The sequence below is a fragment of the Paenibacillus flagellatus genome, from assembly GCF_003217775.1.
In the GTDB taxonomy this organism is placed as follows: Bacteria; Bacillota; Bacilli; order Paenibacillales; family NBRC-103111; genus Paenibacillus_AB; species Paenibacillus_AB flagellatus.
The window spans coordinates 207,653-222,921 of sequence record NZ_QJVJ01000009.1; the positions used below are offsets into that span (position 1 = coordinate 207,653).

Sequence of the window (15,269 nt, forward strand, 5' to 3'; positions counted from 1 at the left end):
CAAGAGCAGGAAGGGATTCCGTGGTATAATGCTGTCATGAGATTTGTCATTCGACCGCGTAACAAAGACGGTTGACGGGGAGAGGAACGGTCGACATGTTGTTCGTATTGATCGCGCTGTGGGGCGTCGGAATCGTGCTGCTCGCAACGGGCGCGCGCAAAAGCTCGATAAGCTGGCTGAGCGCGGTCACCTTCTGCGGCGGCTCCGGAGCGCTGTCCGCCGTCATCGGCGACACGCTGATACCGTATGCGGCGGCAAGCGGAGCGGGCTCCGGCACGACGGAGCTGCTGGACGGCTTGCGCGTAGCGGCGTCGCTGCTCCAATACTACGGCCTGCCGTTTACGTTCATGATGTTCGCGTTCAGCTACAATCCGGTACGGCTCGGCCCCCGCGGGAAAAGAGCGCTTGCGCTCGCGCTGCTCGCGCCGATTGCCGCGACGCTGCTGCTCGTCCGGCCGATCCACCCGATCCCGTACGGCTTGACGGCGGCTTGGGCCGTCCCGTACGTGGGCTTCGCCTCGCTATGGGTCGTCTTCAAGCGCGAAACCCATGCGGCGCTAAGGCGGAGCGAGCGGCTGACCGGGCTCGCCATCGTGCCGACCGTGCTGCTCTGCTCGGTTATGAATTACGTGCTGCCGACGTTCGGGTTCGTCGAGATGTGGCGGTACAATACGTGGATCATCGCGTTCGCCGTGCTCGTGTTCGTAGTGGCGATTTTCAAGTACGGCTTTCTCGGCATCCGCTTCCTCATCCAAGCCCGGCGGCTGGACGTGTCGATCCGGGCCGTTACGTCCGGCACCGCCGTCCTGAACCATGCGATCAAGAACGATGTCGGCAAGATGAAGCTGTTCGGCGAAAAAATACGCGCTTACGCCGAGCGGACGAACCAGCCGGAGCTGGCCGCGGATATCGGCGTCGTGCTGGCGGCGTCCCGGCATATCCAGGAGATGATCGCCCGGGTGCAGGACCAGACGCAAGAGCTGGCCATACGACCGGATCGCCACGACCCGCTGGGGATGCTGTCGGCGCTGCGCGACCAGCTCGGCCTAGGAGACGGAGCGGCGGTACGCATCCGGCTGGACGTGCCCGCCGGCATGGAGCTCGTCTGCGATCGGGCGCAGACGGTGGAAATGTGGAACAACGTGCTGACGAATGCGATCGAGGCGATGCCGAACGGCGGGGAAATCGCGGTCAAGGCGTACGAGACGAAGAAGTTCGCCATCGTAGAGATCAAGGATACCGGACCCGGTATGGACAAAAAGCTGCTGAAGCAGGTGATGGAGCCGTTTTTCACGACCAAGGGCGATCGCCGGATGAATTTCGGGCTGGGGCTGTCCTACTGCTATCAGGTGATGCGCAAGCACGGGGGCTCGTTCGATCTGTTCAGCGAACCGGGCCGAGGGACGACCGCGGTCATGCGGTTTCCGAAACGAGAATGGAAAGGACGGGGCCGATGACGGACATTCGAGTGCTTATCGTGGAGGACGATCCGGATTGGCTGCGCGGGCTGTCCGGCTATTTGGCCGAGCAGCCGGGCATCGCCGTCGTCGGCAGCGCCGATACGGCGGAGGAGGCGGCGCGGGCGATTCGCGAGCTCGACTACGACGTCGTGCTGATGGACGTCATGATCGCCGACGAGGCGGCGGGCATCGCGCTGGTGCAGGACGTCCTGCTGCACGGCCATGCGCGCGTGCTCATGCTGACGTCGATGGAGCTGAAGGAGCTGATGTTCGACGCGTTCCGCGCGGGGGCGACCGATTACCTTATCAAATCCGACTTCGAGAGCATCCCGGACGCCATCCGGAACGCCTACCGCGACGAATCGCCGATCAGTGCCGCCGCGGCCGCCCGGATGCGGGAGGAGTTCCGCCGGCTGAAGCAGCTCGAGCAGACGTACAAGAAGAAGGAGCTTCAGGATAAAATTACGCCTTCCGAGCTGCAGGTGCTGGAGCTGATCGACAGCGGCCTGTCCCAATCGGCCATCGCCGACAAGCTCGTCGTCTCGCTCCGCACGATCAAGGTGCACGTCGGCAACGTGCTCAAGAAGCTGGGCGGGGGCAGCAGCAAGGAGGCGGCCCGCAAAGCGCGGGAGCTCGGCTTGTTCGAGGAGAAGCGGGAGCGGGACGGCTAGACGGGACTATCGCTAGCGGTCGGGGGGCGGCCCGTTCAGTCGTCCGCCCGGCCGCTCCGGAGGGCGGCTTCCGCAGCCCGAACATCGCCGAGCGCTTCGCGTACCTCGTCGAGAGGGAGGCGGCCGGCCTCGAGCGCCGCTTCGTCCGTCTCCAGCAGCCGCTCGTAGAACAGCCGCGCTTCCGCAAGCAGCTTCGCGTACGCGTCTCCGCCGGCGGCCGGTTCTTGGACGCGACGGTGCCGCTCGAGCAGCTCGTACAGCACGTCCTCGGCGTCGGCGTAACGGCCGGTCCTCTCGTACCAGGGCCAGAGCATCGTGAGCGTCTCCGCCGGCAGCTCGAAACGGCTCAGCCTCTCGGTTAACCCATCGATCAGGGCGGGCGCGTCGAACAGGTCCGAAGCGACGTCTTCGCGGGTCGCCAGGAGCGCCAGATTGAGCGCCTTCAGATGAAGCGGGTAGCCGTCTTCCGGCCGGCCCAGCTCGGCGGACAAGTCCGCCTCCTCCTTCATCAGTCCGGCGATGACGAGCAGCTTCTCCGCCGCAGCCTCGCCGTCGCGGTTCAGCAGCTCGATCAGATCGCGCTCGGACAGCGCCCGGATCAAGTTCGGATGAAGGCCGAACAGCTTCTTGTACGTTTCCCCGACGAGCTCCATCGCCTCATGCGGCTTCATGTTCCGTTTCATTCCCATCAATACGGCGACCGCATTCGTAAATTGCTCGATCAGCCGAAGAATATAATCGCGCTGGTACATGGACAACCGTCCTCCTCCCGTGTTCATACCCATTTCTTACGTTTTACTATACCATACGTTTCCCTTTCGGCCGATTTCGGGTACACTAAAGCCAATATCCTTGGCAAGCAGCAGACGGAAGGCGGGTAGCCCGAATGAGAATCGATATTTTTCAAGACATGGTTTGTCCATGGTGCCGTATCGGCAAAACGAATTTGTACCGCGCGCTGGAGATGCGGGGCGGGGAGCCGCCGGAGCTTCGCTGGCGGGCGTTCATGCTCGATCCGAGCGTGCCGGAGGAAGGGCTGCCGTTCATGCGGACGATGCAGCAAAAGTACGGCGAACAGTTTTCCCACGAGGGGATGCTGGGCCGGGTAACGGAGGCGGGACGGTCCGTCGGCTTGACGTTCGACTTTCGGAAGGTGGAATACATGCCGAACACCCGGCTCAGCCACCGGATGACCGCGATCGCGCCGGACGAATTCAAGGCGCCGCTCGTCGACGCCATTCATCGCGCTTACTTCGAGGAAGGGCGCAATATCGGGGACCGGGCGGTGCTGATGCGAATCGCCGAAGAAACGGGGCTCGATGCGAACGATCTGGCCGACCGGCTGGACCGCGGCGAGGGAGAGGCGGAGATCGAGGAGGATTTCGAGATGGCGAAGCGGATCGGCATTACCGGCGTGCCGTTTTTCATTATCGGGCGCAAATTCGGCTTGTCCGGCGCGCAGCCGCCCGAGGCGTTCCTGAACGTGTTCCGGCGGCTGGAAGAGCAGGCGTAAACGAAAGCGGAGGCCATCCCGTCAAGGGGTGGCCTCCTGTTTGCAGCTGCGTCTATGAGGTGATGATCGAGTTCGGTCAATACGGCTTCGATTCCCGTTCGAATTGCTCCAGCAGCTCGGTCGCCCGCTCCACGTCCTTCTTGTGGACATACAGCTTGACGGTCGAGTGGCCGGCGGCTTCCCCGATGCCGGGCTGGGCGATTCCGACTCCCGCTCCGGCTTCCGAGCGGAGCTTGCACTTCACGTTATTCGACTTGAGATAGGCGTACTTCGCCTCGAGCTCCTCGGCGTTCCCGCCGGTTGCGGCTTGCACCGTCTTCCAACCCGCGCTTCGGACGGCAAACCACGCGACAATCAACAAGGCGACCAACAGCATAATCATCCATTCCATAGTCCAGCACCACCTTCAATAAAATTGTCGGTTATGAGGCATTCTGGCAAACGATTACGGGTTGTAACCACATCATTCGGGGCGTGCCCTTTTTTTGGGGGGGTACGCCCCGAATTTTTTTTGGGCGGCTCGAATGCTGTAGCAATCCGCCGGGAGGGCGGAACGGTGAAACGCGAAAGGAGAGGGTACCGATGAACGAACGCTCCAGACCTGTTCACCCGCAGCAACCGAATGAAGAACGGGAAGCGGCCCGGAAGGAATGGTCCGACGCCCGTCGCGAGACGGGTGCCGCGCATGCGCCGGATACGACGGTCGTGCCGGCGGCGAGGGTCGTCTACATCCCGCGAAGAGACAAATACAAGAGACGCTGGTACAACCAAGGCTGGCTATGGATGATCGTCGCGTTCGCCGCGTTGATCGTGCTGGTCGCGGGCTTCATGAACATGTCGCAGCAAGCCGGACAGATTGCCGACGCGGTGAACGGCCAGACCGAGGCGATCCGCGAGCAGACGGGCGCTCTGGGCTCGATCGAGGCGGGGCTCGACCGGATCAACGAAACGGTCCGCGACGGCTTCGATCGGCTGGCGCGGCTGATCGGGGAAGCCGTCCAAGCGCTTCAAGGCTCATAGCCATAATGGCGAATAGGAAACGACGAAGGGGACCGACGGGGTCCCCTTTTCGTATGAATCGCTTCAGCGGACGTTCGTCCGGGCCTCGCCTCAGCCGAGGCGCGTTGCACTTTGAACGGGGATATTGCGGCGCGAGAAACGATTTTCGATCGGATTTGTAACGAAACGGACGCGGATCAGTCTTATAAGGGTGAGGAAGGGAGGGAGCGATGGATTTCGAGGAGCTGTACCACCGGCATTTCCGGGACGTCTACTCGTTTGCTTACGCGCTAAGCCGAAACGAGACGATCGCCGAGGAAATTACGCAGGAGACGTTTTTCAAAGCGTTGAGAAGCATCGACTCGTTCAAAGGGCATTGCAAGATGACCGTCTGGCTTTGCCAAATCGCCAAAAACACGTATTTCACCTACGAGAGCGGTCAGAAACGGTTCGCGCGGCATCGCGTTCCCGAACGGGCGGGTGCGGAAGACGTCGAGGACGCCGTCCTGAACAAGGACGATGCGTTCCGCATACATCAGGCGCTCCATCGCTTACACGAACCGTACAAGGAAGTGTTCACCCTGCGAGTGTTCGGGGAGCTGTCCTTCGCTCAAATCGCTCAACTATTCGAGAAGAGCGAGAGCTGGGCGAGAGTCACGTTTTACCGGGCGAAACAACACATACGAAACGCACTGAAGGAGGAGTCCCCGCAATGAGCAAAAGCGAATGCGATATCGTCAAGGATTTGCTGCCCTTGTACGTGGATGACGTGTGCAGCGAGGCGAGCGGGCGCATGATCCGGGAGCATCTCGCCGTTTGCGGCGACTGCAAAGACGAATGGGAGCATCTGCGATCCGGGTTTGCGGTTTCCCCGGAAACGGCGGACAGCAGCCGCAGCGAGATCGAGGTGATCAAGGGGATTTCCGCGCTATGGAACCGTTCCATGGCCAAAGCCTTTGCGAAAGGGGTTGCCATTACCGCTTTATCGGCAGCGATCCTGGTCCTAGCCTATATCGGACTGTTTCGCTGGAACGTGACGACCGTATCCGCCGATACGATCAAGATTACGGACGTCAGCAAGCTGGCCGACGGACGAATCGCGTTTCATGTCCGGCTGACGGACGGCTACGAGCTTCATGAGGTTCGCTTCGATTCGGACGGGAACGGGAACTTTTATTTGACCCCGTACCGGCCCATCGTCAAAGAAAAGCCGATCATGGAGGGCGGGCTCGCCAACCGGTATTATGTGTTGGACGACTTTTTGCAGCACGTATACAGGGAGAAGCACGGGGGCAGCGGGGAAATTACGGCTCTGTACTTCGGCACCCGCGAAGACAACGTATTGATTTGGAAAAAAGGTATGGACGTGCCCGCGGCAAGCGAAGCCGTCGAGGCGCTGCTGCGCGAAGCCCGCTGACGACCGGGCCGGGAAGCCGGAATAGGCCGCGGCGCTGCGAAAACGTCCGGCTCATCCGCCGGATGAACGAAGAAGCTTTCGCCGGCCTCCGCGAAAAGGTACAATAATAGCGAATTCTTCACAAGCGGAGGCAAGGGATGAAGCGGGGAATCATTCGGATCGGACTGGCGGGCTGGGGCGACCACGATGCGCTGTACCCGCCCGGGACGGGGGCGCAGGACAAGCTTCGCGTATACGGCAGGACGTTCCCGATCGTCGAAGTGGACAGCTCGTTTTACGCGATCCAGCCGGAGCGGAATTACGAGAAATGGGCGCGGGAGACGCCGGCTCATTTCGGCTTCGTCGTCAAGGCGTTTCAAGGCATGACCGGGCACCAGCGGGGGAAGCCGTCGCACGATTCGACGGAGGCGATGTTCGCCGCGTTTCTGGACTCGATCCGGCCGCTGCGCGAAGCGGGCAAGCTGAAGGCGGTGCTGTTCCAGTATCCGCCATGGTTCGACTGCGATCGCAAGCATGTGGACGCGCTGCGCTACGCCAAGGAGCGGATGGGCGACGTGCCGCTCGCGCTGGAGTTTCGCAACCGGACGTGGTTCGAGCCGGACATGCGGGAGCGGACGCTGTCGTTCATGAAGCGGGAAGGCTGGGCGCACAGCATCTGCGACGAGCCGCAGGCGGGCATCGGATCGGTGCCGATCGTGCCGGAGCCGACGCATCCGGGGCTGACGATCGTCCGGTTCCACGGCAGACACGCGGAGGGCTGGCACAGCAGCGGAGAGCCGAATTGGCGGGACGTCCGCTATTTATACCGCTACAGCCGGGAGGAGCTCGAGGAGTGGGCCGAGCGGCTGAACGGGCTGCGCGAACGGACGGACGACATTTGCGTCATTTTCAACAACAACTCGGGCGGCGATGCGGCCGCCAACGCCATCCAGCTGGCCGGCATGCTCGGCCTCGGCTATCCGGAGCTGCCGACCGTCCCGGTCCAGCTCGATTTGTTCGAATAACCCCTGCGCGTTTTTTTTTTTTTTGCCGTTGTCGGGGGGCGAATGATGACAAAGCGGTGACCCGGTCACGAAATGGTGGGCCGTACCTCTCAATTGACCCAAAAGCCATAGGAAAACGAGCCGGAACGACGTATAGTTAAACGTGTTTACGATACGATTCGGATCGGACAATGGGGCGCGAAGGCGCACATCGTCGTGGCCGCGCAGGCGGTGCGGGAGGTTTGCGCCAAACGGCCCGCCCAACCGTTCCGTCCGAACCAGAAGCATGCAGGAAAGAGGGATTTCGCGCATGAAACGACAATGGACGTCGTGCTTGTTGATCGCAAGCCTGCTCGCGGGACTGATCGTTCCGTCGGGAGGGGCGGGAGCGGTCGCCGATCCGGTGCCGACAGGGGAAGACGGAGGCTACGGGACGCTGTGGCAAGCCGATCCGGCAAGCCATACGCAGCTTGTCGCCGAGCTTGCTTCGCCGGAGGGCGGGGGCGCCCCGGTCGGTTCGGCGGTATACGGTGCCAAGCCGAGGCTGGCGGGGACGATTGCCGCGCCGGTACTCGATCCGCTGCCGGAGGTGACGAACGCGAGCGATATACGCGTCGCCGGAATCGCGCCGCTGAATGCGGAGGTGACGATCGGCTACGGCTTCGCCGGCGGCGGATTTCCGTATCAGGAAGGACCGGTCGTCGCTTCGGACGTATACGGACCGGGCCTCGGACGATTCGAAATCACGCTCCACCTGTCGGAGCCGGGGGTATACGAATTGATCGCTTTCGCCCGATTGAACGGCGAGCAAAGCGAGGATACCGCGCCGGTTCGCGTGGAAATCGACCGGACCGCGCCGGAAGGTTGGACGAATCTGCAGTGGAACAACGTCGGCTATAACGAAATCGAGCTGCGTTGGGAGCCGATTATGGTGCCGGATCCGGAGAACCCGCCGGAGTACATGCCCGATCCGACGATCGACCGGTACCGGCTGGAGCGGCAGGACGGGGATTCGTGGACCGTATTGAAGGAAACGAAGGACGATTTCTATTACTTCGACGCCGGTCTGCCGGAAGAGCAGTACGTGAACTACCGGCTGTCCGCCTTCGACAAGGCGGGGAACCAGTCCGAGTACGACCGGGTATACGCCTCGACCTTTCACCGGTACGCAACGAAGATCGCCGAAGTGGAAGGCTGGGACGGCGGCTTCTGGGATGCGAAGCCAAGCCGCGACGGATCGACGGTCGTGTTCGTCTCCGATGTGAAGGATTTGCCCGGCGGGGGCGGCTCCGGATTCCAAGAATTCGGAGTATACGTCTACGACGTCAAGACTAAGGCGATCGAACGGATCGGAACGACTACCACCATCCATAGGGCCGGCGACGCCGTGTCCGTCAGCGGCGACGGCCGATACGTGGCGTTCGAGACGGCAGACGGGATCGAGGAGAACTATTATGTCACCGTATACGATCGAGTGACGAAGACGAGCGACAACGTGGTTGCTTCGCACGCATCGTTCGGATATATCACGATCAGCGACGACGGCAACCGAATCGCCTTCTCCTCGAGCTCCGACGATCTGGTTGAGAATGACACGAACGAATACGGCGACGTGTTCCTGGTCGACCGGACCGATCGGGCGAACGTCAAGCTCAAGCGGATCAGCGTCAGAGTGGAGAACGGGCAGGAGGTTCAAGCGAACGACGACAGCATGGAGCCGGTGATTAGCGGCGACGGCCGATACGTCGCGTTCGTCTCCGCCGCTCCCGAGCTGATACCGGGCGGAACCGCAAACGATTCGACGTCCCGGCTGTTCCTGTACGACACGACGGCGGGAGGGTTGGAGCACATCCCGCTGACGGTTGACGGCGAGGAGGTCGGCGTCTCGTCCCCGAGCTTGTCGGCGGACGGCCGATATATCGCCTATCGGATCTACGTCAATTTTAGGGGCGTCCGTACTTCCGTGTATGACCGGAGTGCCGGATCGCAGCAAGAAGTGTGGTTCGTGCCGGGCAGCTCCAACTTGAGCCTGGGCAACCCCCAAATTACCGACGACGGGAAATACGTAGGTTTGGACTACACGAATTACAATCCCGGGCCGGATACGAAGCCGTTCCTTTCGCAGTTCGGCGCCATCCGCTTCGAAGTGGCGAACAAGGACCATTACCGGTATATCGGGCGTTTGAGCGGCGACACCGATGCGGTCCGCCTGAGCGGTGACGGCAAGAAAGCCGTCTTCATCAGCGGGGGAGGCGGCGAGGCGGGCGGCCGGGAGCTGATCTGGGTTTGCCTCGACGACTGCTCCGATACGCCTCCTCCGCAAGATCCGATCGCCAAAGCGGACGTACGCATGACGCAGCAGGTGCACGGACAGCCGACGATAGGCGGGAAGCTGGACATACGTGCGATCGGCAAAGCCGGGCAGCTCCTGAAGGCCGTCGTCGAGTACCGAATCGCATCGGAGACGGCGAATCGCACGGCGGTCGTGGAGCTTGTCGGGAATGACCGCGCGTATGCAGGAACGTTCGAGATTCCGGCTCATACGGAGAGAATCGAGAAGATCCGGGTCGAACACCAGAGCGATCCGAGCGTGTATAAAGAGGTTTCCGGATTTCCGGTGGAAGTGGCCGGCCGGATCAAGATGACGATCGCGTCGGCTTATCCGGAACAATTGAAGGGCGCGAAGCTGGCCGTATGGAGCGAATCAAAGCGGCAGGGCAACTCCGTCAAGTTCGCCGATTCGCTGGAAGCGACGGTCGCTCTCGGCGCGGCCGACGATTATACCTTGCAAATCGTCGATGCTGGCGGAAGCCTGCTGTACGAGCGGACCGGAATCATCGTGGAGCCCGGGCGGGAGCTTGCGCTCGGAGCCGACGTCATGCCCGTCGCCGACTTGGCGGTGCGCGTCCACGGCGAGCAAAACGAGACGCTTTACGGAGCGACGGTGACGTTCCGCGATGGCGAAGGCCGGTTTTTGCACAGCGGCAAGCCGACTTACGAAGGAACGGTGCGACTGAAAGGAAAAGTCTTTGCCGGCCAAGTCGTCCAAATCGAGGTTGCGGCTCACGAGCCGTACGAATTGTCCAAAACGGCAAGCGTCACGCTGACCCCCGGGGCGAACCGGACGGACATCGGGCTGCTCAAGCTGACGATGGGCGTCATAACCGGAACGGCCAGCTTCAACGGCCAAGGCGTGCCGGGCACCGTCGTCAAGCTGCTCGGGTGGGGGAGAAGCGTTGCCGTTGCGCAAGGCGTTACGGATGCACAGGGGACGTTCAGCATCCGGGTTGATCCCGGCGCGTATTATTTGACCGCCGAGTCGTCGGGGACGCCGGATTACCGATCGGATACGTACGAATACGTGACGGTCGGGAAGGGCCAGACCGTGACGAAATCGATCCCGCTGACCAACCGCGGGCCGGGGATGCTGGCGCTCCGCGCCTGGGTGAAGCCGGTCAACGGCGACTACGCCCCGATCTCCATCGCCGATTGGCGGTCCGCCGTGCACTACGGGCTTAGCGTCAAAGCGGTCAAGGCGGCGGTGGGCTGGAGCCAGTCCTCGTTGACGGAAAACGGCATCCAGATAAACGCGTCGCCGGGCGACGAGCTGGAGGTATGCATGAGCGGCCGGGAAGCGGGTCTTACCGGAGCCTGCGAGCGCGTCGTCCTGGACGAACGGCGCAACGGCTCGGCCGAACTGAAGCTGGAGGAGAAGGCACGGATCGTCGGCGCGATTGCCGACGTCGATAATGCCTTCAACTACTCGGTCACGTTGTACCATAACGTCGGCGGCCAGCTGGCTTTCCGCAAAACGTATTCGGTCGATGCCGACGGCCGCTTCTCGCTGTCGGTCGCGGAGCCGGGCAAATACGCCGTCGTGCTGAACCGGCTAAGCTGGAGCTCGAACTGGTGGAGAGAAACGAATGCGTATCGGGTGGACGTCGAAGTGGCGGAAGGACAGCTGCTGGAAATTCCGGATATCCGCATCCCGACCGATTCTCCGCTGTTTACCGGCAAGCCGGGCAACGGAATCGGCGTGACGGATATGACCGCCGCCGCGGGCGATACGGTTACGATGCGGGGAAGCTACGAAGTTCCATACGGGAACCACTCGCTGCAAGACGCCTATCTGGCCATCGGTGTGCCGGCGGGCAGCGAGCTCGTGCCGAACAGCGTGACCTTGAACGGGACGCCGGTCGTGCCCGAGAGAGCGAACGACGGCATGTACAAAGTGCCGCTCGGCAGTTTATCCTCCGGGAAAAAGGGCGCGCTCGGCTATAAGCTCGCCATCGGCGAGAACGCTTCTTCCGTCCTGGAAGCCCGGCTGTTCATCGGGTACCGGAAGCAGGGAGAGGAAAGCAAGGAAGAGTCGCTCGGCAGCGCGTATATCCGAGTTTCTCAGGTGACGCTGGAAGCGCCGGCCCGAGCCAAGCTTCCGGACATTGCGCTGAGCGGGCGCGCGCCGGCGGGGCAGACCGTACTCGTCGAAGCCGACGACCGGCTGATCGCCACCGCTCAAGCGACCGCCGGCGGGCTTTGGTTCGCCAAGGCGAAGCTTCCCGAATCGCCGCGTACGGGCATATGGGGCGACGAAACCGTCTATCGCCTCGTAGCCAAAACGACAACGGCCGGTGGCGTCGTTCAGTCGGAGCCGGCGAAGGTGCTGCTCGATCAGACGAGGCCGGTCGTGACCGAGGTCGTCATGCGACAGACAGACGGGCGGGAGATGAAGATCAACCCGTCGGAAGGCGTATCGCGCTTTCCGTACGTCGTCGTGCCGGGCATGGCGATGATGTTCGCGGTGAAGGTCAGCAATCCCGAAGCCGTCCGGGCGGTCCGGGTCCAAATGGGCGACAAGGTGGCTCAGGCTTGGCTGGAAAGCGAGGGCGTATACCGGGCGTCGATCAATGTCGACAACCAGATGGGGACCGGCGTCTATGTGACGATCGACGAGAAGCCGCGCGACGTATACGGTCCGACGACGCCGCCGACGGAGGAGCAGTGGAAACGGGCGCTCGCCTCCACGCCGGACTATTGGAGCGGAGCCGTCTACGAGAAGGTCGAGGGAGAGCCGGAAGGGTTCGCTTCGGCTGCGGCGGACGAGGACGGATACGTGCATGCCCCGACGGTCAAGGTAACGCATCCCGGGGAGAAGGAGCCTTCGTTTTTCCGGTTCTCGGTGAAGGCGGTCGACGCCTCCGCGGAGAAGAGCAGCGTAAGCTACGACGCTGCGACCGGCATTATGGAAATCACGGCGACCGTGTCGACGGCGGGGCTGGGCGAATCCGGCAAGGCGATGCTCGCCGCCGCGTTCGGAAGCGAGTCGCTCGCGAAAGGCATCGGCGATCATATCGCCGTGAAAATGACGACGAAAGTGGCCGGGGCCGCCTTCGCCTACGCAAAGAGCGGGTACGATTTCGCCAATTATGCGGACGCCCTGCTGGACTTCCAGGATTACGTCATTAACAGCGAATGCCATACGCCGACGGTCAACCACTACATCCGGGAAACGGAGAGGCTGTACGAGAAAGCGAGCCGGGACTTGGTCGCGAAGCATATGCTGACCGGGGTAGCGGGCGTCATCGGCGCCCTGACGATGGTCGTTCCTCCCGTAGGCGGTCTTGTGGCCGGGGGGATCGCCGGCAAAGTCGGCGGGCTGATTACGAAAAACTGGAACGAAGACTTGGAGCAGCTGAAGCAGGAGTTCGAGAAGGACAAAAAGTGGCGCGACGACATGGCTGCCGCCGGTGCGATCGACCGCTGCAAGAAGAAGGACGACGACGATGACGACGACGAAAAGCGCAAGAAGAAGCCCAAGGACGATGACAAAGTAGCCGATCCGACATGGATTTGGGACCCGAGCGGCTATGTGTACGAAGCCGTGCCCGATAACCGGGTGGAAGGCGTCACGGCCACGGTGCTGCAGCAGGACCCCGACCGTCCCGACGTCTGGGGGGAATGGGATTCCGCCTGGTTCGGCCAGCAAAACCCGCTTGTCACCGACAAGGAAGGGCGCTACGGCTGGGACGTGCCGGAGGGCAAATGGCGGGTCGTGTTCGAGAAGGAAGGCTACTTGCCGGCGCAAAGCGAAGATTTGACGGTGCTGCCGCCGCACTTCGACGTCAACGTGCCGATCGTATCGCTCGAGCCGCCGACCTACACGGTCAGCGATGCGGTGTACGGCTCCAGCGTCCTGCTCACCTTCAGCAAGTATATGGTGGCCGATACGGTAACCGAGGACGCCGTGTTCGTCGAGACAACGGACGGCGAGCCGGTGGCGGGCAAGGTGGAAGCCGTCGATCCGCAGCCGGACGCCTCGAACACGATGCTGAGCCGCCAGTTCCGGTTCATACCGGACGAACCGCTTGCGGAAGGCGACAACCTTTACAAGATCCGCGTGCTCGCCCACGCCCAAAGCTATGCGCATGTGGCGATGGCAGAAGAGAAGACGTACGCGCTGACCGTCAAGCCGTCGACGGCCGCGCCCGCGGAGGCGGTTAGCGGTTTTACCGCCACGGGCGGTTCAAAAATGCTGACGTTGGAATGGGACGAAAACGACGCCGTCGATTTCGACAAGCTGAAGCTGTATTGGGTGCCGAAAGGGTCGTCCTGTACGCCGAAATCGGTGGACGTTCCGAAGGGGCAAGGACATACCGTGCTGGAACCGTTATGCCCCGGTACGACCTATTCGCTAAGGCTGGTGACGGTCGGCCCTAACGGAGTCGAGTCGGCCGGCATCGAGACGGAAGGAACGACCGCTCCGGAAGCGGCATTGGTTCAAGATACGAAGCCGCCGGGGGTTGTGGCCGGCGTCGCCGTCACGGCGGAAGCCGAGGCGCTGACGGTCGGCTGGAAGGATCCGTCCGATGCCGACTTGCGGAAAGTGCTCGTATCCTGGAGGAAGAAGGGCGAAGCGAAATACGGCAAGCCCCTGTATGCGGATAAAGGCGAGCAGTCGCTGCGGATCGAGGGGCTCCAGCCGGGAACGGAGTACGAGATCCGCCTGGCGGCAGCCGACACGTACTGGAACGTCTCGCCGGACGTAGACGTAAGTGCCGTTACGAAGACGAAGTCGACCGGCGGAGACGGCGGAAGCGGAGACGGCGGCACGCCGCCGCCTGCGGGTCCGGTCGGCGGACCGGCGCCCGGCAAGCCGCCTGCCGGCCAAGGCGCGGCCGTCGTCGAGCTGACCGGCAAGGAGCAGCGATGGGCCGGCTTCGACGACCGGATCGCGATCGTCGTGCCCGAGGGCGCGTTCGAGGCCGGCGAGCGGTTGACCGTGCAGCCCGACGCGAAGGCGCAGGAACGGCTGCCGGACGGCTACGCCCGGTACGGCGACGCGTTCGCCGTGACGGTGCCGGCTGGCGGGCCGAAGAAGCCGATGACGCTTGTCCTGAAATACGATGCGCAGAAGCATCGCGATTTCGACGCGCGCAAGCTCGGCGTGTACCGTCTGGACGACGGGGGGGCGGGGGCGTGGCAGTACGTCGGCGGCCTGCTGCATTCCGCCGACGGCACGATCTCCGCTTCGGTCGAGCGGCCGGGAACGTATGCCGTGCTCGATTATACGCTAGCTTTCGCGGACTTGTCGCAGCATTGGTCGAAAAGGGACGTCGAGGTGCTCGTCTCGCGGCATATCGTCGACGGGCTGAGCGCATCCGAATTCGGCCCGGACCGGCCGATCACGCGGGCGCAGTTCACGAAGCTGCTCGTCGAAATGAAGAACGGCAAGGAAACCGTCGCGTCGTACCGCCCGAACGGCACGCCGTTCGCGGACGTGTCCGCCGATGCGTGGTACTACGTCTACGTCGCCCTCGCGAAGGAGCAGGGGCTCGTGCAGGGCAGCGGCGGGACGTTCCGTCCGGAAGACCCGCTTACGCGCGAGGAGCTGGCGGTGCTGATCGTCCGCGCGATGGGACTGGAAACGGAAGCGCAACAGAAAGCGAAAGAGCTGGAAGCGGACGGACGCGCGCCGTCGTTCGCCGACGGCCGTACGATCGCTCCATGGGCGAGTGCGTACGCGGAGACGGCCCGGATACGCGGGCTGATGAACGGCGTCGAGGCCGACCGCTTCGACCCGCAGGCGACGGCAACCCGATCGCAGGGAGCCGTGCTCATTCTCCGCGCCATGGAGCGGTCCGGGATGATCGGCGAATAGGGGAAGCTTTAGCGGCCCGACCAGCATTTGAGGGTGTCCCGGAAGCCATGAAAATGGCCGAGGGCACC

The 15,269-nt window shown here is 62.7% G+C and carries 10 protein-coding genes; 8 read left to right on the top strand and 2 right to left on the bottom strand.

Annotation, left to right across the window (positions count from 1 at the left end; genetic code table 11):
- Nucleotides 1-95: 95 nt before the first annotated feature.
- On the top strand, nt 96-1,457 hold the full coding sequence (locus DLM86_RS20555) for a sensor histidine kinase (protein WP_110841934.1): 1,362 nt from the start codon (nt 96-98) through the stop codon (nt 1,455-1,457).
- Nucleotides 1,454-2,131: a response regulator transcription factor gene (locus DLM86_RS20560; RefSeq protein ID WP_110841935.1), complete on the top strand. Its 678-nt coding sequence runs from the start codon at nt 1,454-1,456 to the stop codon at nt 2,129-2,131. The genes DLM86_RS20555 and DLM86_RS20560 overlap by 4 nt, the downstream gene beginning before the upstream one ends.
- Before the next feature lie 35 nt (nt 2,132-2,166).
- Here the strand turns inward: DLM86_RS20560 and DLM86_RS20565 are convergent, their stop codons facing one another.
- Complete coding sequence (locus tag DLM86_RS20565) at nt 2,167-2,883, bottom strand: DUF6483 family protein (protein WP_110841936.1); 717 nt, start codon at nt 2,881-2,883, stop codon at nt 2,167-2,169.
- Nucleotides 2,884-3,017: 134 nt separating this feature from the next.
- Here DLM86_RS20565 and DLM86_RS20570 point away from each other — a divergent pair, with 134 nt between their 5' ends.
- Nucleotides 3,018-3,644, top strand: coding sequence for a DsbA family oxidoreductase (locus DLM86_RS20570; RefSeq protein ID WP_110841937.1), 627 nt, complete (start codon nt 3,018-3,020; stop codon nt 3,642-3,644).
- 76 nt (nt 3,645-3,720) lie between these two features.
- Here the strand turns inward: DLM86_RS20570 and DLM86_RS20575 are convergent, their stop codons facing one another.
- Nucleotides 3,721-4,035 (bottom strand): hypothetical protein, encoded by a 315-nt coding sequence (locus DLM86_RS20575; protein WP_110841938.1) that lies wholly within the window; start codon nt 4,033-4,035, stop codon nt 3,721-3,723.
- Between the two features lie 191 nt (nt 4,036-4,226).
- On the opposite strand from DLM86_RS20575, the gene DLM86_RS20580 reads away from it, so the two are divergent.
- The 5 genes from DLM86_RS20580 (at nt 4,227) to DLM86_RS20600 (ending at nt 15,201) form a co-directional block, all read left to right on the top strand.
- A complete protein-coding gene (locus tag DLM86_RS20580; RefSeq protein ID WP_110841939.1) occupies nt 4,227-4,664 on the top strand; it encodes a hypothetical protein in 438 nt (145 codons plus the stop codon).
- 209 nt (nt 4,665-4,873) lie between these two features.
- Nucleotides 4,874-5,359, top strand: a complete 486-nt coding sequence (locus DLM86_RS20585; protein WP_110841940.1) for an RNA polymerase sigma factor — start codon at nt 4,874-4,876, stop codon at nt 5,357-5,359.
- Nucleotides 5,356-6,060 (top strand): zf-HC2 domain-containing protein, encoded by a 705-nt coding sequence (locus DLM86_RS20590; protein ID WP_110841941.1) that lies wholly within the window; start codon nt 5,356-5,358, stop codon nt 6,058-6,060. Before DLM86_RS20585 ends, DLM86_RS20590 begins: the two co-directional genes overlap by 4 nt.
- A 149-nt stretch (nt 6,061-6,209) precedes the next feature.
- Complete coding sequence (locus DLM86_RS20595) at nt 6,210-7,064, top strand: DUF72 domain-containing protein (RefSeq protein ID WP_110842081.1); 855 nt, start codon at nt 6,210-6,212, stop codon at nt 7,062-7,064.
- A 289-nt stretch (nt 7,065-7,353) separates the two neighbouring features.
- Nucleotides 7,354-15,201, top strand: coding sequence for an S-layer homology domain-containing protein (locus DLM86_RS20600; RefSeq protein ID WP_158289589.1), 7,848 nt, complete (start codon nt 7,354-7,356; stop codon nt 15,199-15,201).
- Nucleotides 15,202-15,269 lie beyond the last annotated feature (68 nt).